The 15,654-nt window shown below is 72.7% G+C and carries 16 protein-coding genes; 13 read left to right on the top strand and 3 right to left on the bottom strand.

Features of this window, described 5'->3' with window-relative positions; translation table 11 throughout:
* Nucleotides 1-5: 5 nt before the first annotated feature.
* Nucleotides 6-2,405: a glycoside hydrolase family 65 protein gene (locus ACFYPM_RS00555; RefSeq protein ID WP_387189688.1), complete on the bottom strand. Its 2,400-nt coding sequence runs from the start codon at nt 2,403-2,405 to the stop codon at nt 6-8.
* Nucleotides 2,406-2,575: 170 nt separating this feature from the next.
* On the opposite strand from ACFYPM_RS00555, the gene ACFYPM_RS00550 reads away from it, so the two are divergent.
* On the top strand, nt 2,576-3,205 hold the full coding sequence (locus ACFYPM_RS00550; RefSeq protein WP_387189686.1) for a phosphatase PAP2 family protein: 630 nt from the start codon (nt 2,576-2,578) through the stop codon (nt 3,203-3,205).
* 333 nt (nt 3,206-3,538) lie between these two features.
* Here ACFYPM_RS00550 and ACFYPM_RS00545 read toward each other — a convergent pair whose 3' ends face one another.
* A complete protein-coding gene (locus tag ACFYPM_RS00545; RefSeq protein WP_387191393.1) occupies nt 3,539-4,219 on the bottom strand; it encodes a prepilin peptidase in 681 nt (226 codons plus the stop codon).
* Between the two features lie 849 nt (nt 4,220-5,068).
* Between ACFYPM_RS00545 and ACFYPM_RS00540 the strand changes: the two genes are divergently transcribed.
* The 12 genes from ACFYPM_RS00540 to ACFYPM_RS00485 are packed head-to-tail and all read left to right on the top strand — an operon-like array spanning nt 5,069 to nt 14,474.
* On the top strand, nt 5,069-5,635 hold the full coding sequence (locus ACFYPM_RS00540) for a hypothetical protein (RefSeq protein WP_387189684.1): 567 nt from the start codon (nt 5,069-5,071) through the stop codon (nt 5,633-5,635).
* Entirely contained in the window at nt 5,629-6,594 is a 966-nt protein-coding gene (locus ACFYPM_RS00535; RefSeq protein WP_387189682.1) for a hypothetical protein, read from the top strand. Before ACFYPM_RS00540 ends, ACFYPM_RS00535 begins: the two co-directional genes overlap by 7 nt.
* Nucleotides 6,591-7,250, top strand: coding sequence for an SAF domain-containing protein (locus ACFYPM_RS00530; RefSeq protein WP_357373099.1), 660 nt, complete (start codon nt 6,591-6,593; stop codon nt 7,248-7,250). Before ACFYPM_RS00535 ends, ACFYPM_RS00530 begins: the two co-directional genes overlap by 4 nt.
* A 2-nt stretch (nt 7,251-7,252) precedes the next feature.
* A complete protein-coding gene (locus tag ACFYPM_RS00525) occupies nt 7,253-8,053 on the top strand; it encodes a ParA family protein (RefSeq protein WP_387189680.1) in 801 nt (266 codons plus the stop codon).
* Nucleotides 8,043-9,584, top strand: a complete 1,542-nt coding sequence (locus ACFYPM_RS00520) for a CpaF family protein (RefSeq protein WP_387189679.1) — start codon at nt 8,043-8,045, stop codon at nt 9,582-9,584. The genes ACFYPM_RS00525 and ACFYPM_RS00520 overlap by 11 nt, the downstream gene beginning before the upstream one ends.
* 4 nt (nt 9,585-9,588) lie before the next feature.
* Entirely contained in the window at nt 9,589-10,491 is a 903-nt protein-coding gene (locus ACFYPM_RS00515) for a type II secretion system F family protein (RefSeq protein WP_387189677.1), read from the top strand.
* 58 nt (nt 10,492-10,549) lie between these two features.
* Nucleotides 10,550-11,419, top strand: a complete 870-nt coding sequence (locus tag ACFYPM_RS00510) for a type II secretion system F family protein (protein WP_387191391.1) — start codon at nt 10,550-10,552, stop codon at nt 11,417-11,419.
* A gap of 26 nt (nt 11,420-11,445) precedes the next feature.
* On the top strand, nt 11,446-11,667 hold the full coding sequence (locus ACFYPM_RS00505; protein WP_357373107.1) for a hypothetical protein: 222 nt from the start codon (nt 11,446-11,448) through the stop codon (nt 11,665-11,667).
* 5 nt (nt 11,668-11,672) lie between these two features.
* Nucleotides 11,673-12,119 carry a TadE family protein gene (locus tag ACFYPM_RS00500; protein WP_387189675.1) on the top strand — a complete coding sequence of 149 codons (447 nt, stop codon included), beginning with the start codon at nt 11,673-11,675 and terminating at the stop codon, nt 12,117-12,119.
* Nucleotides 12,116-12,583 (top strand): TadE/TadG family type IV pilus assembly protein, encoded by a 468-nt coding sequence (locus ACFYPM_RS00495; RefSeq protein ID WP_387189673.1) that lies wholly within the window; start codon nt 12,116-12,118, stop codon nt 12,581-12,583. Before ACFYPM_RS00500 ends, ACFYPM_RS00495 begins: the two co-directional genes overlap by 4 nt.
* Nucleotides 12,580-13,026 carry a pilus assembly protein TadG-related protein gene (locus ACFYPM_RS00490; protein ID WP_387189670.1) on the top strand — a complete coding sequence of 149 codons (447 nt, stop codon included), beginning with the start codon at nt 12,580-12,582 and terminating at the stop codon, nt 13,024-13,026. The genes ACFYPM_RS00495 and ACFYPM_RS00490 overlap by 4 nt, the downstream gene beginning before the upstream one ends.
* Nucleotides 13,027-13,040: 14 nt before the next feature.
* Nucleotides 13,041-14,474, top strand: coding sequence for a LysM peptidoglycan-binding domain-containing protein (locus ACFYPM_RS00485; RefSeq protein ID WP_387189669.1), 1,434 nt, complete (start codon nt 13,041-13,043; stop codon nt 14,472-14,474).
* 30 nt (nt 14,475-14,504) lie between these two features.
* On the opposite strand, the gene ACFYPM_RS00480 is transcribed toward ACFYPM_RS00485, so the two are convergent.
* Entirely contained in the window at nt 14,505-15,359 is an 855-nt protein-coding gene (locus ACFYPM_RS00480; RefSeq protein WP_387189667.1) for a DUF2231 domain-containing protein, read from the bottom strand.
* Nucleotides 15,360-15,654 lie beyond the last annotated feature (295 nt).

Here is a 15,654-nt window from a genome sequence, read left to right as displayed (position 1 = left end):
GTGGCTCAGTCGGCCGAGCGGCGGGCGGGGCGGCGGCCGGGCGGGGAGTGCGGCTCCGGCCCGGGATCGGGCACCGCCGGCATCGGCCGGGTGACCGGTTCGGCCTCCGTGATCCGCAGCGACTCACCGTGGTGCCACAGCTCGACCTCGGCGTCCGGGCCGGCGCCGGGCAGCTCGTAGCGGGTCTCGGTCGGAGTCACCGTGACGCGCAGCCGGTGGCCACGCCAGTGCAGGCTGAACGCCAGCCGGTCGATCCGTCGCGGCAGCCGGGGGTCGAAGCAGAGCACACTCCGGTCGTCGCGCAGCCCGCCGAAGCCCTGCACCAGTGCCAACCACGCACCGGCCAGTGACGCCAGGTGCAGCCCGTCGGCGGTCTTGTCCCCCAGGTCCGCCAGATCCTGCAGGACCGACTCGGCGAACAGGTCGTACGCCAGATCCAGGTGCCCGACCTCGGCGGCCAGCACCCCCTGCGGGGCCGCCGACAGCGACGAGTCACGGACGGTGCGAGCCTCGTAGTAGGCCAGGTTGCGGGCCTTCTCGGCGGCGGTGAACTCGCCGGGGCAGAGCTGCATGGCGAGCACCAGGTCGGCCTGCTTCACCACCTGCTTGCGGTACAACTCCAGGTAGGGGAAGTGCAGGAGCAGGGGATAGTCGTCGTCGTCGGTGTTCGCGAAGTCCCACTCGGGCTGCTCGGTGAACCCGGCGGCCTGCTGGTGCACACCGCGCTCGTGGTCGTACGGGACGAACATCGCGTCGGCCGCGGCCCGCCAGCCGGCCACCTCGTCGGGCTCCACACCGAGCCGAGCGGCCACGTCGGGGTTGCGCTCGGCGGCGTCCGCCGCTCCCCGCAGGTTGCGCCGGGCCATCAGGTTGGTGAAGACGTTGTCGTCGACAAGCGCGGCGTACTCGTCCGGGCCGGTCACCCCGTGCAGGTGGAAGGTGCCCTCGCCGGACCAGTGCCCGAAGCCGTGCCAGAGCCGGGCCGTCTCCACGAGCAACTCCAGCCCCGCCTCGGCGAGGAACCGCTCGTCGTGCGTGGCGGCCAGGTAGCGCAGCACCGCGTCGGCGATGTCGGCGTTGACGTGCAGCGCGGCCGTGCCGGCCGGCCAGTAGCCGGAGCACTCCCGGCCGCCGATGGTGCGCCACGGGAACGTCGCGCCGGTCAGCCGCAGTTCCGCGGCCCGTTCGCGGGCCTCGGGCAGGTGGGTGTGCCGCCACCTGAGCGCCGAACGGGCCACCGCCGGGGCCAGGTAGGTGAGCACCGGCAGGACGTAGGTCTCGGTGTCCCACAGGACGTGCCCGTCGTAGCCGTTGCCGGTCAGCCCCTTCGCCGCGATGGTCCGATCGGAGTCCGGGCGGCCGGCCTGGATGAGGTGGAACATCGCGAACCGGATCGCCTGTTGGAGGCCCGGGTCACCGTCGAGCTGCACGTCGGCGACCTGCCAGGCCGCGTCCAGGGCGGCCCGCTGGTCGGTGAGCAGGGCGTCGAAGCCGTCCGCACGCGCCGCGTCCGCCTCGGCGGTGACCAGGGCCGCCAGCTCGTCGACGGACGTGCCGTCGATCATCGCCCACTCATAGGCCGCGAACTTCGTCAGCCGCAGCCGCTCCCCGGGGTGCAGCCGATCCGCCACGGTCAGCCGTACCCGGTCCGGGGTGCAGTCACCGGTGACCGTGATCGTGTCCGGCCCGTCCACCAGGTGACTGACCGCGACCGCGACACGCTGGCCGCTGCGCTCGGTGCGGTGTACCAGCACCCCGTCGAGGTCAGCCGCGCGGTACGCCTCGGCGGTCAGCGGGTTGTCGGGCACCGAGGCGGCCCGGGGGTCGTCCGAGCGCTCCGGCACCGTCTCGTTGGCCAGCAGATCCGAGCAGACCCGCACCTCCACCGGGGCGTCCAGCGGCTCGACCTCGTACTGGACGGCGGCCACCGGGCGGCGCGGCAGGGACACCAACCGGGTGCTGCGGATACGCACTCCCCGCCCGCCCGGCGAGATCCACTCGGTTTCCCGGCGCAGCACGCCGGCGCGCAGGTCGAGCACCTGTTCGTGGCCGCGTAGCGTCCCGGTGCGGATGTCCAGCGGCTCGTCGTCGACCCAGAGCCGGATCAGCGCGGCGTTCGGCGCGCTGATGACGGTGTCGCTGGCCCGCGGAAACGCGTACCCCTCCTCGGGGTAGCTCAGCTCGCGCCGCTCGTGGAAGCCGTTGACGTAGCTGCCGGGCATCCCGCACGGCGCACCCTCGTCGAGCACGCCACGCCAACCGACCCACCCGTTGCCCACCGCGAAGATCGACTCGGTCTCGCCGAGCCGGTCCAGGTCGGCCTTCGTACGCCGGATCCACCAGGTCTCGTCGTCCACCGTCTCGCTGGCGGGCGGCGGCTGGTCGGTGGCCGAACTGGTCTGCACAAAGCCTCCTGTGAATGCCGACGTCCTCGACCAGCCAAGCAGAGCCGCCTGAACGAATCCTGGACGAAGGTCAGGGATCCCGGCCGACCTTCGACTGCTCCGCTACCCGCTGCGTCGTTCCTAGGGTGTCGCCCAGGTGAACAGGGTATGAACGAGAGGTGAGGTGATGCATGGCCGCCAACGGCAGCGTGGACGTTCCGGAGATCAGTGCCGAGTGGTATCGCGATGTCGTCGACGCCGCCGCGAGCAGCCCGGAGCCGGTGCAGTGGTTCGTCGGGCACGCCACCGAGGGGGTGATCCTGCTTCTCGGCGCGCTGCTGGTGCTGGCCGCGCTGACCCGATGGTCCGGCGGCCCGCACGATCGGGCCCTCGCCCTGGTCGCGCCGCTGCCGGCCATCCTCGCGTACGTCGGCAGCGAATGGTTCAAGACAGTGGTGGACCAGGACCGCCCCTGTCGGACGGTCGGCCGGGCGATCATCGCGGGCACCTGCCCACCCCCGGGCGACTGGTCGTTCCCCAGCAACCACGCCACGATCGCCGGCGCGCTGGCGGTGACCACGCTCCTGCTCTCCCGTCGACTCGGCCTGGTCGCGCTGCCGCTTGCCGCGCTGGGCGCCTTCTCCCGGGTCTTCGTGGGCGTGCACTACCCGCACGACGTGATCGCGGGCGTGCTGTTCGGTGCGCTGGTCGCGGTGGTGGCAGCCCCACTGCTGGCCCGCCCGGCCGCCGAGGCGCTCCGCCGTCGGGGCGACCGCGCCGACCCCCCGGTCCCGAAGCTGGCGAGCCGCACCCGCCAGTGACCTCCGCGGCGTAAAAGATCACGCTCGGTCCTGGCTGTCAACGCCGTTGCGTCAGGCGGAATGACTGTTCGTCAACCGATCCTGCATCGCGATCTTGCACTTCCTGCCCCGACATTAAGGTGCATTCCCGCCTATACCGGCGACAGGATGTGCAAGATCGGCGCGATTCTTCTGCTCGGCGCCTCTTGATCTACACGTCCCGACAGTCAGCGCAGCGGGTTGACCCGTCGGCCACAGCCCTAACGCAACGGCGTCGTGGTCTCCCGGGCCGCGCGGTACCACTCGATCCAGGATCGAGCGCGAGGGGCGAGGGGCGAGGGGCGGCGGGCGGCGTCAGCCGGCCAGCAGGAGCGCGCCGACCGTGCCGAGCAGCAGGAACGGGCCGAACGGCAGGTGTGTGCTCCAGTTGACTCGACGCGCGGCCAGCAGGCCCACACTCACCAACGCGGACAACCCGAAGGCGAGCAGCAGCCCGAGCAGCAGCACCGGCCAGCCGTACCAGCCGAGCAGCGCTCCCACACCGAGCGCCAACTTGGCGTCTCCCAGCCCGAAGCCGCGGTTGCCCAGCAGCAACGTGGTGGTGGCGAAGAACAGCGCCAGCCCCGTGCCGCCGACGGCAGCCCGCAGCCACGGCCCCGGCTCACCGGCAAGGGCGGCGGCGACGCCGAGCAGCAACCACGTCCCGGCCGCCGCCGGCAGGGTGAGCCGATCCGGCAGGCGGTGCACGGCCAGGTCGACGAAGACCGCCGGGATCGTCCAGCCGAGCCACCAGGCCAGCGCCGGCAGCGCCCCGCCCGATGGGCCGACCAGTGCCAGCAGCAGCACCGCGGCGAGCCCGGCCAGCTCGACCGTTCCCGGCGGTGGGCCGACACGTGCGCGACAGCGACCGCACCGGGCCGCCGGACCCAACGCGGGCCAGGGCCGGGTCAGGCCGACCGCTGCGCCGCAGGCGTCGCAGCAGGTCCGGTCCGGCAGACCCGGAGGTACGCCGTAGCGCAGCGCGGCCATCCGCATCAGCGGGCCGACCGTGAGGAACGCGAGCACGGTCGGGACCGGGACGTGCGCCACCACTGCGCGTGCCGCCGAAGGGGTCCGACGCCCCGGGGACGAGGAGGTCGTGCGCGCCGAGCCGCCGGATGTCGTCGTGCTTGTCCCGGATGCGGCTGCCGGCGGGCGGGCGGGCGCGGTCGGGCCACCGGACGACGGGGGCGCCGGACTCCGATCGGGTGGGTTTTCCCGACCAGGGAGGGCGGCAGAGGGGCCGGTCAGTGCCATGTCACCGCCAAGGCGCCCCGATGTCCCACCGGGACGGTGAACACGGATAGTGACTGGACGATCGCTACGGTGTGGCGGATGGCGCAGAAAGCGACCTCCCCCGCCGACCATCGGCGGGTGCCTCCGGCGAGATCGGGGCCGGGCGCCCCGTCGGACGCGGCGGATCGTCGACAGGTCGACAACTCCGCCCGGATGCCGGGATGAGGCGGCGATGTCCCACTCCCGGGACCGCCGACGGGACGCCGCCGGCCCCGGGCGGCCCGCCGACGCCGGACCATGGACGACCTTCCGCCGGGCCATTGTGTGGGACGCGGCACGGACACCCGCCACCACCACCCTTCATCACGCAGAGTATTCGCTTGAATTGCCTCTGTTGCATCGGCGAACGTCAGCCTATGCTCGCCCCTTGGGTGTGACGCAAGCCTCACCTCAACCACCCGAGTGCATGGGACCTGCATTTGTAGAAGATCCGTAACGGTGAATGCAGAGGCGTAATGATCGTTCCGGATGCACTGATCCGGGCGCGCTTCCGCATGCCCTGCGGTGGTGATCCTTCACCCCGCCGGGCGACCACGAGGAGGCTCGAGGGTGCGCGGACGGCAGCTCAGACGAGCGGTGATCTGCCTGCTGGCGGTCGTGGCGGCGGTGCCGGTCACCGCCTGCGCCAGTGGGCAGGAGGCCGCCGAATGGCCGGCGGCAGCCCAGGACGACGGGCAACCGGCGGCTCCCGACGTCGACCGACGCGCTGCTGAGAAGGCGGCGCTTGACGCGTACTCCGGTTATCTGGCGGCCTCGCGGACGGCGAGTGGACGCAGTGATCCGCGCGCGCCGGAACTGTCCCGTTTCCTCGCTGATCCACTTCTGACCCGGGTGCAATTGTCCATTCGCGACGCTAAGGAGCACGGTGCTGTGCGTACCGGGACGTTGAAGTCGGACCCGACCGTGACCGCCGTCAGCCTGGACGCGAACCCGGCCACCGTCGAGATCCAGGACTGCCTTGACCTGACCGGCTACCGGCTGATCTACGCCAAGGACAAGCGCGTCGTCCCGGGCAGCGGGGGCGGCCGGCACCTCTCCACCGCCACCGCGACGCGGTATCCCGACGGCCGTTGGCTGATCAACTCCGGCGCGCTGCACCGGGACCAGCCATGCTGACCATGGCAGGAAAGCGCGCTGCGGCGCGTACCCCCGGGGTCTCGGTGGCTCGGCGGACCCTCGCCGGGACCGGGCTCGCGCTCCTCCTGGTGGTCGGCACGACCCTGCCGGCAGCCGCCGCTTGGCGCGCCGGCCCCGGGACCAGTTGCCCGCCCGACCAGCCCGACTGCAGCGTCTGGGACGACAAACCCGGCGATCCCGGCGGCCCCGGCAGCGGTGGGGACAACGACGGCGGAGACGACGACGGCGGTGGCGGTGGCGGCGTCTGCCGGTGGGACGGGCGGACCATCCCCTGCTACGACGATCTCAAAGGCTGGTTCAACAGCGGCGACGGCTGCTACTACGAGCTGGCCGAGCCGCAGAACGAGGCACCCGAGGGCCAGCACTGGTACGTGCAGACCTGCAACGACGGCACGGACGTCGGCAACGTCACAGTGGTGTTGCGGGAGGCGCCGCCCGGCTTCGGCGCGCCCCCGAACCCGGCGGAGTTGGCCCGACGCGCCCTGGCGAAGATCACGCTGAAGCGGGCGCCGCTGGCTGTCGCACCCCGCAAGGACAACGGCCCCGGCCTGGTCGGCCTGCCGGTCTGGATGTGGTCCGACGACAAGGACCCGGGCCACTTCGGCCCGCTTCACGCCGACGCGACCGATCGGGACGTCACCGTCGAGATCACGGCGAAGGTTAGCGAGATCGTCTGGGACATGGGCAACGGCGATCACGTGCCCTGCCCCGGCGCCGGCACCCCGTACGTCGCAACGGACAAGAGCCTTGCCGGCCGCACCTCCCCGACCTGCGGCTACCACAAGGGCTACCAGAAGGCCGGTAAATACGACGTCACCGCCACCACGCACTGGAAGGTGACCTGGAACGGCGGTGGGCAGAGCGGAGAAATCCTGGTGACCCGGAACAGCGGCGTCGTGCAGATCCAGATCAACGAACTTCAGGTGGTGACCCGATGAGTCTCGCGACGCACAACGGGACCGGGTCGGTCGACGCACCGGTCAGCCCGCCCAAGGTGGTCCGGCAGCGTCGGGTCCGCCCGGGGTTGCTCGGTCTCGCCGTACTCCTGATCGCCCTGGGTGGGCTGGGCGCGGCGTTCGCGGTCACCTCGGTCCGGGCCACCGGCAGCTATCTCGCGGTCGCCCGGCCGGTGGAGGTGGGTCGGGAGGTCAGCGCCGCCGACCTGATCACCGTGCAGGTAGCCGGGGGTCAGGGGTTGCGTCCGGTGCCCGCCGGCCGGCTCGACGAGGTGGTCGGCAAACGGGCCGCGGTGAAGTTGGTCCCGGGCACCCTGCTCACCCTGGGGCACGTCACCGACGATCCGCTGCTCGGTCCCGACCAGCAGCAGATCGCGCTCGGCCTGAAGACCGCCCAGGTGCCGGCCCGGCAACTGCACCCCGGGGACAAGGTGCTGCTGATCAGCACCCCGGACCGCAGCGCCAACGGGGACCCGGCCGCCGCCGGCACCAGGTTTCCGGCCATCGTGATCGACATGGTCAGTCCGGCCAACAACGACAAGGTGCTGTACCTGGCGCTGCCCACGCGGGACGTGCCCGCGGTGGTGGCTCTCACCGCGCAGTCGCGCGTCGCCGTCGTGCTGACCGAAGCGGCCTGAGCATGGCGATCATCGCGCTGGTGTCCGCGAAGGGTTCGCCCGGCGTCACGACCTCCGCGCTGGCCTGCACACTGGCGTGGCACCGACGGCTGGTGCTCGCCGAGTGCGACCCGGCCGGCGGGTCGATCCTCGCCGGCTATCTCGGCGGCCAGTTGGACGGCCCTCGCGGCATCGGCGAGCTGGCCGTCGGGGAACTGCGCGACGGCAACCTGGAGACCGCGTTCTGGTCGCAACTGGTCGACCTGGACGCACCCCACCGGGAGCGACTGCTGCTGCCCGGGCTCGTCGATCCGGCCCAGGGCGGCAGCGTCACCCCGCTCTGGCAGCGGTTCGCCGACTACTTCAACGCCCTCGATCGCGGCATCCCCGGCTACGACGTGCTTGTCGACTGCGGCCGGCTGCACGTGGCCGCACCCCCGTGGCCGGTGCTGCGGGCGGCCTCGGTGGTGCTGCTGGTGACCCGGGCGCACCTGCCGGACCTCTCCGGCACCCGGGCGGTGATCACTGCGATCGAACGGGACTTCGCCGAGCACCGGGTGCCACCCGGCACCCTGCGGCTGCTGCTGGTCGGCGGCGGCCACGGGCGAGCCGAGATCAGCCGCGCCCTGAAGCTGCCGGTCGTCGCGCGGCTGCCACACGATCCGCGTACCGCCGGGGTGCTCACCCTGGGCGGGACCGTGCGGACCGGACGGCCGCTGATGCGCGCGGCCGCCGCGTTGGAGGTGCCGATCGGCGCGCTCCTGGAACGGCGGCAGGCCCGGCTGGCGTGGCCCGTGCAGCAGGGGGTTCCGGATGCGGTTTGAGCCGGTCTCCGCGGATCCTCGCCAACAGCCGCCGGGCGTGACCTCCACCGAGCCGCCGCTGGCCGGACCGAACGGCCGGCACCAACAGTCCACGCCGATGCCGCAGCCGATGCCCACGGCCGCAGCGCCGACGGCATCGACGCCGCGACCCCGGATGGACTTCCAGGTGGTCCGGGAGTTGCGCCGGGAACTCACCGAACGGCTCACCCTGTGGCAGCGCGGCCGGGAGTTCACCGCCGACGAGGAGGACACCGAACGGGCCCGCCTTGCCGTCACGGTGGTCGCCCAGTACGCGGACTTCGTCCGCCGGGCCGGCACCCCGATGGCTGCCGGCGAGGAGCGCCTGCTGCTCGACCAGGTGACCGCCGAGCTGGTGGGGCTCGGTCGGCTACAGACGCTGCTTGTCGACGACACCATCGAGGAGGTGCACATCCTCGGCTGCGACCAGGTGCGCATCACCAGGCACGGCGGTGGGGTGGACTGGGCCGAGCCGATCGCCGACAGCGACGCCGAACTGGTGGAGATCCTCCAGGCGGCGGCCCGCCGGGCGGGCGCGACCGAGCGGTCGCTGTCCACCGTGAAGCCCACCCTCGACCTGCAACTGCCCGACGGCAGCCGGCTGGCGGCGGTGTTCCTGGTCAGCCACCGCCCGTACGCGGTGATCCGCAAGCACAACACGCTGGACGTGAGCCTCGACGACATCGCGGGCACCCGTGGTGACCTCGACGAGATGATCGACCCGCTGCTGCGCGACTTCCTGCGCGCGGCGATGCGCGCCGGGTTGAACATCATGGTCGCCGGGTTGGCCGGTGCCGGCAAGACCACGATCATCCGGGCGTTGATGAACGAGATCCCGCCGGACGAGCCGTACGTGCTGCTGGAGGAGAGCCGCGAGTTGCTGCCGGCCCGCCGCCGGGAGCGGCACCGGGCGGTGATGAGCTTCGAGGCCCGGGAGGGGCACGGCGAGCGCGGGTTCGACGGCCGTCCGGCCGGTGAGGTGACGATCGCCGACCTGATCCCCCTGTCGCTGCGGATGGGCGTCCTGCGGATCATCGTGGGCGAGGTGCGGTCCCGGGAGATCGTGCCGATGCTCCAGGCGATGACCACCAGCCGGGGCTCGATGTGCACCATCCACGCCCGTACGGCCGCCGGGGTGGGCGAACGGATCGTCGAGCTGGCGTTGGCACACGGCCGCGAGATGACAGTCGACCAGGCCCGCCGGATGGCCGGCAACGCCCTCGACCTGATCGTCTACGTCACCATCGAGGACGAGACCGCCATCGGCGGACGGAAACACCGGTTCGTCTCCCATGTGGAGGAGGTGATCGGGGCCGGCGAAGCCGGTCGGATCACCACCACCACGGTGTTCGGTCCCGGCCCGGACGGTCGGGCGGTCCCCCGGCACCTGCCGGAACGGGTCCGCGACCAGTTGCTGCGAGTGGGTTACGACGCGCGGTTGCTGACCCGGTGGGTGGAGGCCGGCGCCGGCGCCTGGCGACGACCCCGGCAGACCCGACTGGCCCGGCGGTGACCTGATGCTGGCCAGCGTCGAGTTGATCGCGGTGGTTTCCGGGGCCGCCTGTGTGGCCGGGCTGCTGTTGGCCGTGGTCGCGCTCGTCGGCACCCGCCGGCCACCCGGGCCTCGTCCGGGAGCCGGGCCGGGTCTGGGTCGACTGTGGCGCGGGCCGGGCGCCACGCCGACCGAGCAGCGGGCCTACCAGACGCTGCTGGTCGCCGCGCTGGGTGCCGGCGCACTGGCGTTCCTGCTGACCGGGCTGCCGGTGGTGGGCCTGCTGGTGGCGGTGGCGGTGCCCGGCACCCCGTGGCTGTTCGGGGTGGGCAGGGCCGAGCAGCGGGCGATCGCCCGGATCGAGGCGGTGGGCGAGTGGACCCGCCGGCTCAAGGACGTCTCCGGCACCGGGCAGGGCCTCCAACAGTCGATCATCGGCACGATCGGCAGCGTGCCACCCGGCATCGAGGACGAGGTACGACTGCTCGCCGCCCGCCTACAGGCCGGCTGGCTGGCCCGATCCGCGCTGCTGGCGTTCGCCGACGAGATCGCCGATCCGGTCGGTGACCAGGTGGTCGCGGCGCTGATCCTGCACCTCTCGGACCGGGGCGAACGGCTGGGTGACGTGCTGGGCTCCATCGCCGGCGCGGCATCCGCGGAGGTGGCCACCCGCCGGGAGATCGAGGCCAAGCGGACCCAACCCCGGTTCGCGGTCCGCTTCCTCACCGGCATGACCCTGGCCACCCTGGCGTACGGGCTGCTCAACGCCGAGTACATCAAGCCGTACGGCACGCCTGTGGGTCAGGTGGTGATGGCCGCCCTGGGTGCCGCCTTCGTGGGCCTGCTGGCGTGGGTGCGGTCGATGAGCCAGCCACAGCGGCCGTCCCGGTTCCTGCCGGCGCCCGACCCGGGTGAGGTGATCGCGTGAGCGCGAGGAGTGCAGCGCAGCGGAGCCCCGCAGTCGCGAACGAAAGGCGGCTCCCATGATGCTGAACTGGCAACTCACCTTGGCAGTCTGCGGTGGTGCCGGCGTCGGGTTGGGCGTGTTCCTGGTGGTCCGGGAGTTGGTGCCGGCGACCCCGGCGCTCGGGCCGGCGCTGCGCCGGCTGCACCAACCGCCGGGCACCGGCCGGCTCGCCACACCCGCCTCCCGGCGACTGGACTCGTTGACCGGGTTGTCCCGCTGGCTGCGACCGCCGCACCAGCAGCTCGCCCTGATCGGCCAGACCCCCGAGCAGTACGCGCTGTCGGTGCTGCTCTCCGCACTTGTCGGGCTGGCCACGCCGACCCTGCTCGGGGTGGCGCTGCTGGTGCTCGGTGTCTCGTTTCCGCTCGTCATACCGGTGCTCGGCAGCCTCGGCCTGGCACTGATCGGCGGGCTGCTGGCGCACCGGGCCGTACTGACCAAGGCCGAGGCCGCGCGGGCCGAGTTCCGCGCCGCCGTCTGCACCTACCTCGACCTGGTGGCGTTGCAACTCTCCGCCGCGCACGGGCCGGTGCAGTCGCTGGAGCGCGCCGCGGCGGTCTGCGACGGCTGGGTGTTCGACCGGCTCCAGGAGTCGCTGCGGATCGCCCAGATGCAGATGCACGCGCCGTGGGACGAGCTGCGCGACCTCGCCGACGAGATCGGCATTCCGGAGCTGGGGGACGTCGGCGCGATCATGCGCTCCTCCGGCAGCGAGGGCGCGCAGGTGCACGAGACCCTGCGCAGCCGGGCCGACTCGCTCCGCGACCAGATCCGCACCGACAACCTCGCCCACGCCGAGGGGGTGACCAGCCGACTCGACATCCCGGGCGCGCTGCTCGTGTTCGTGCTGCTCGGCTTCGTCCTCTACCCGTTCGTCGCCCGTGTCTGATGCCCTCCCCCTGAAGGAGTTACGCCATGTCCATCTTCAGCTACCTGCACGTCGTGCTGACGACGCGCCTGGCCGAGCTGCGCCGCCACGGTGAGCGCGGTGACAGCCCCGTGCCCACCGCGGTGATCATCGCCGGCCTGGTCGCCGTCGCCGTAGCCGTCACCGCCCTGGCCCTGACCAAGGCCGAAAACTGGATGAACGACATCCCGGAACCCCCGGGCGCAGGCACCGGCGGCGAAGGCGAGTAGCCGGGATGCGCCGAGCCCCGTTCCCCAGGTGGCGCCGGGCGGTCAGCGCCACCCGGCGCCGCCTCACGGGCGGCGACCGGGAGCGGGGCGCGAATCCGGTGGAGCTGGCCGTGATGATGCCGCTGATCCTGGTGCTGCTCTTCGCCTCGGTCCAGATCGCGGCCGTCTTCCTCGCCCGCTCGACCGCCTTGCACGCCGCGCAGAGCGGTGTCAACGCGCAACGGCCGTACCAGGCGCCCAACGGTGCCGGCGTGGACAGCGCGACCCGCTTCCTCGAGGCCGCCGGCGGCTGGCTGGTGGGCTGGGACAGCACCGACCCGACCTGCGTGATCATCGACGAGGCCGAGGTCACCTGCACGGTGAGCGGCCGGTCCCTGTCGGTGGTGCCGGGTGTGGACTTCGCGGTGCGGCAGAGCGCCCACGGGACGGTGGAGAGGTTGACCGAGCCATGAGCCGCACCGCCGAGCGGGGCTCGGTCTCCATCGAGGTGGCGGTGCTCGCCCCCGCGTTCATCGCGCTGATGGTGCTGGCCGGCGTCGCCGGGCGTACCGCGGTGGCGGCGGAGGCGATCGAGGCCGCGGCCCACGATGCCGCCCGGGCCGCCTCGATCTCCCGGGACTCGACCACGGCCCGAGCAGCGGCGCTGAAGGCCGTCCAGGATCAGCTGGACTGGCGCGGGTTGGCCTGCGCCAACGAACTGAAGCCGGAGCTCACCGCCACGGTGGCTGGCCAATCGAGCAACTTCGACGATGCCTTCAGCAGCGCGGTCGGTGCGGACGCGACGGTGACGGTGACGGTGGTCTGCCTGGTGTCGCTCCGGGACATCTCACTCGGCGTCCTGCCCGGAATGCCGGGCGAGAAGCAGGTGAGCGCGACGTTCACCTCGCCACTTGACCGTTACCGGGGGCGGGAATGACCGCGGACGCCCGCCACCCCCTCTCGGGCGACCACGGCCGGGTGAGCATCTTCCTGGCGGTGGCGATGATCGGCGTACTGGCCATCGTGGGTCTCTCCTTCGACGGCGCCGGCCAGCTACGCAGCCTGCAACGTGCCGAGAACCTGGCCGCCGAGGCCGCCCGCGCTGGCGGTCAGGCCATCGACCGGGGGGCCGCGATCGATGGCCGGCCGACGCGGATCGACAGGGACGCGGCGCTCGTGGCGGTCACCAACTACCTGGAGGCCGCCGAGGGCACCAGCGGCCACACCGTGAGCTTCCCCGAGGTCGCCGGGGAGACCCTGATCCGGGTCACCGTCACGATCACCTACGACCGCACGATGGTCGGACCCTTCGTCCAGGACAAGACGGTCACCGTCACCGGCGATGCGACCGCGCGCGCCATCACCGCAGCAGCACCGTAGGAAGGAAGGCAGCCATGCCCGTATCGGCTGGGTCCGTCGCACGGCGGACCGGACGCGTCCTCACCGGCCTCGGCGCACTGGCCGTGCTGTGTGCGCTGCTGGTTGGCGCGCCGATCGCACTGCTGGCCTTCGCCGGCAATCCCCTGCCTGATCACCTTCCCACCGTCGCCGAGATCGGCACCGCGCTGACCAGCAGGGACGACGGCCAGCTCTTCCTGCGGGCACTGGCGGTGGCCGGCTGGTTCGGCTGGGCCACGTTCGCCTTCTCCGTCCTCGTGGAGTTGGGGGCGCAGACCCTGCGCCGCCCGGCGCCGAAGCTGCCCGGGATGAGTCGCCAGCAGAAGGCCGCCGCCGCGCTTGTCGGCTCGGTCGCGCTGATCCTCGCGGCCAGTCCGGCCGCCGCCAGCGCCGCGGCGGTCTACGGCGCTCCGGCGTACGCGAGCACCAACGCACCGGCCGCCGCCACCCTGGCCGCGCCGACCCGGGTGGGCGCGACGCCCGACACGGCGGCCCCGCTGGCACAGGGCGGGCTGGCGGGCCGGGCCGCCGCTCCCGGTGGCACGAGCGCCACCGACGAGGCCGCGCCGGTGTACCGGGTCGCGCGGGGCGACTACCTCGGCGAGGTGGCTGACCGTTACCTGGACGAGTTCGGCGACTACCGACAGCTCGCCAAGCTGAACAAGCTCGACGACCCGGACCGCATCCGCCCCGGTCAGCTGCTCCGGTTGCCCGCGGAGGCCGCCGACCAGGGCAACCGGAAGCACGCCACCGGACGGCTCGTCGACCGGCCGACGGCACCGAAGCCGCCCGCGCCCCGGCCGGCGCCCGAACGGGCCGCACCGGAGCGGCCGGCCCCACCACCACCCAGCGGTACGGAGTCGGCGGGCCAACCACCCGCGATGACTGTCGGGGCAGCCCGAGCCGGCACCGAGGACCGGGTGAACCGACCGCTCGCCGTCTCGGCCGTACTGGCGGTGGCCAGCATTGTCGGCGCGCAGATCGGCGCGGTCCTGGGGCTGCGCCGACGTCCGGCCGCCGCCGGAGCGGCTCCCCGCCTGGCCGCGGCCCGCACGACCCGGGGCGGTACGGCCCGGAGCATCGGCGGGCGCACGAGCAGCAGCGCGGGGCGGACCGGTGGTGCGGCGGCGGGAAGTGGTGCCGCCTGGGCCGCCAGCCGGGCGGCGGCGGCCCTCGAAGCGCCAGCAACACGCGATGACGGCACGGCGCCGACAGGTGGTGGTGGCATGGCGTCTCGCGGCGGCGGTACCGCGCCGTACGGCAGCGGGATCGCACCTCCGGGCAGCGGAACGGCGCACACCGGTGCGTCCGGCTGGGGTGGCGACGACGGTTGGGCTGGCGACAGGGCTGACGGCGGATTGTTCGACGGTGGGCACGGCCTGGACTCGATGCCGGAGGGGCCGTCGGTCGGTCGACACCGACGCAGCTGACGTCCCGGTGGGCGGGTCTGGAGACGCCGGTCAGGGCAGGCGGGTCTGGAGCACGCCGTTCTGGATCCGGGTGGGCAGGATCTGCTGGTCGTTGCCAGAAGGACCCTGCATGACCTCGCCACCGTTGAGCCGGAACGCGCTGCCGTGCCACGGGCAGACAACGCAGGCGTGGCCGTCGATCTCCTGCACCTCGCCCTCGCCGAGCGGCCCGCTCTGGTGCGGGCAACGCTCCAACATCACGGTCACCTCGTCACCGTGGCGGTAGAGGATCACCGAGATGTCGTCGTCCACCTCTCGGGTGATCAGGGTGCGCTGCGGCAACGTCGCCATGTCGGCGAGCGAGTGCCAGCCGTCGGTCATCCGATGCAGCTCGGAGACGCTCTGGTTGACCTGCGCCCCCTGCTTGTACGCGAGGTGACCCCCGACGTACGCCCCGAGGCTCACGGTCGAGAGCCCGAGGAACCCGAGCGCGCGGCCGATGCCGTGCCGACCGGACAGCCGTGCGGCCAGCGAGCCGGCGTACAGCGTCAGGCCGACGGTGTTGGCGGCGGCGTGCACGAGGCCGACCCGGCGCTGGTCCCGGGCGAGTGCGGCCCAGTCGTTCAGTCCGGCGACCGCCGCCGGCACCGCGCTGACCGTGCCCAGGCCGACGAGCACGGTGGCGGGTCGACGTTGTCCGGGCATGAGGTCCAGCACGGCGGCGCTGATCCACGCGCCGACCGGCACCTGCACCATCGCCGGGTGCAGTGGATGCCCGAGGGTCACCCCGTGCAGCAGGTCCCGCAGCCGCCGCGGACGCAGCGTCCCCAGGACGACCTTCTGCAACCGGTCACCCGCGCGGTCCAGCCGGGAGTCCTGCTCAACTTTCGTCAAAAGTGCTCGCACGAGTACCGACTTCCCGGCGATCGCCGTCGCAAACCGGTCGTCAACGACAAATCTGCCGCCCACCCACCCCGCCGATCTTGCACTTCCTGACCCGACAACTCGTGACACAGGCCGCGAAACGGCGACCGAAAGTGCAAGATCGACGGGGAGGGTGGGGTGGGGGTGGGGGTGGGGTGGGGTGCTGGTCGGTGCCGGACGGCCTGGGCCGGAGGCGCTGGCGCTGGCGTCCGAGCTGGCGTACGGGATGGATTCGCCGGCCACGGACGCGGCGGCCGGCGCGGCCCGGTTCGCGGCC

Origin of the sequence: Micromonospora sp. NPDC005203, from assembly GCF_042872705.1 — a bacterium.
Taxonomy (GTDB): Bacteria; Actinomycetota; Actinomycetes; order Mycobacteriales; family Micromonosporaceae; genus Micromonospora.
This window is presented reverse-complemented; position numbering and strand designations above follow the sequence as displayed.

What these genes read in the sequence shown, in the direction of transcription:
- ACFYPM_RS00500 (WP_387189675.1), top strand. Translation starts at nt 11,673, where the DNA reads ATGCGCCGAGCCCCGTTCCCCAGGTGGCGCCGGGCGGTCAGCGCCACC.
- ACFYPM_RS00485 (WP_387189669.1), top strand. Translation starts at nt 13,041, where the DNA reads ATGCCCGTATCGGCTGGGTCCGTCGCACGGCGGACCGGACGCGTCCTC.
- ACFYPM_RS00495 (WP_387189673.1), top strand. Translation starts at nt 12,116, where the DNA reads ATGAGCCGCACCGCCGAGCGGGGCTCGGTCTCCATCGAGGTGGCGGTG.
- ACFYPM_RS00535 (WP_387189682.1), top strand. Translation starts at nt 5,629, where the DNA reads ATGCTGACCATGGCAGGAAAGCGCGCTGCGGCGCGTACCCCCGGGGTC.
- ACFYPM_RS00520 (WP_387189679.1), top strand. Translation starts at nt 8,043, where the DNA reads ATGCGGTTTGAGCCGGTCTCCGCGGATCCTCGCCAACAGCCGCCGGGC.
- ACFYPM_RS00515 (WP_387189677.1), top strand. Translation starts at nt 9,589, where the DNA reads ATGCTGGCCAGCGTCGAGTTGATCGCGGTGGTTTCCGGGGCCGCCTGT.
- ACFYPM_RS00545 (WP_387191393.1), bottom strand. Translation starts at nt 4,219, where the DNA reads ATGCGGATGGCCGCGCTGCGCTACGGCGTACCTCCGGGTCTGCCGGAC.
- ACFYPM_RS00510 (WP_387191391.1), top strand. Translation starts at nt 10,550, where the DNA reads ATGCTGAACTGGCAACTCACCTTGGCAGTCTGCGGTGGTGCCGGCGTC.
- ACFYPM_RS00550 (WP_387189686.1), top strand. Translation starts at nt 2,576, where the DNA reads ATGGCCGCCAACGGCAGCGTGGACGTTCCGGAGATCAGTGCCGAGTGG.
- ACFYPM_RS00525 (WP_387189680.1), top strand. Translation starts at nt 7,253, where the DNA reads ATGGCGATCATCGCGCTGGTGTCCGCGAAGGGTTCGCCCGGCGTCACG.
- ACFYPM_RS00505 (WP_357373107.1), top strand. Translation starts at nt 11,446, where the DNA reads ATGTCCATCTTCAGCTACCTGCACGTCGTGCTGACGACGCGCCTGGCC.
- ACFYPM_RS00490 (WP_387189670.1), top strand. Translation starts at nt 12,580, where the DNA reads ATGACCGCGGACGCCCGCCACCCCCTCTCGGGCGACCACGGCCGGGTG.
- ACFYPM_RS00530 (WP_357373099.1), top strand. Translation starts at nt 6,591, where the DNA reads ATGAGTCTCGCGACGCACAACGGGACCGGGTCGGTCGACGCACCGGTC.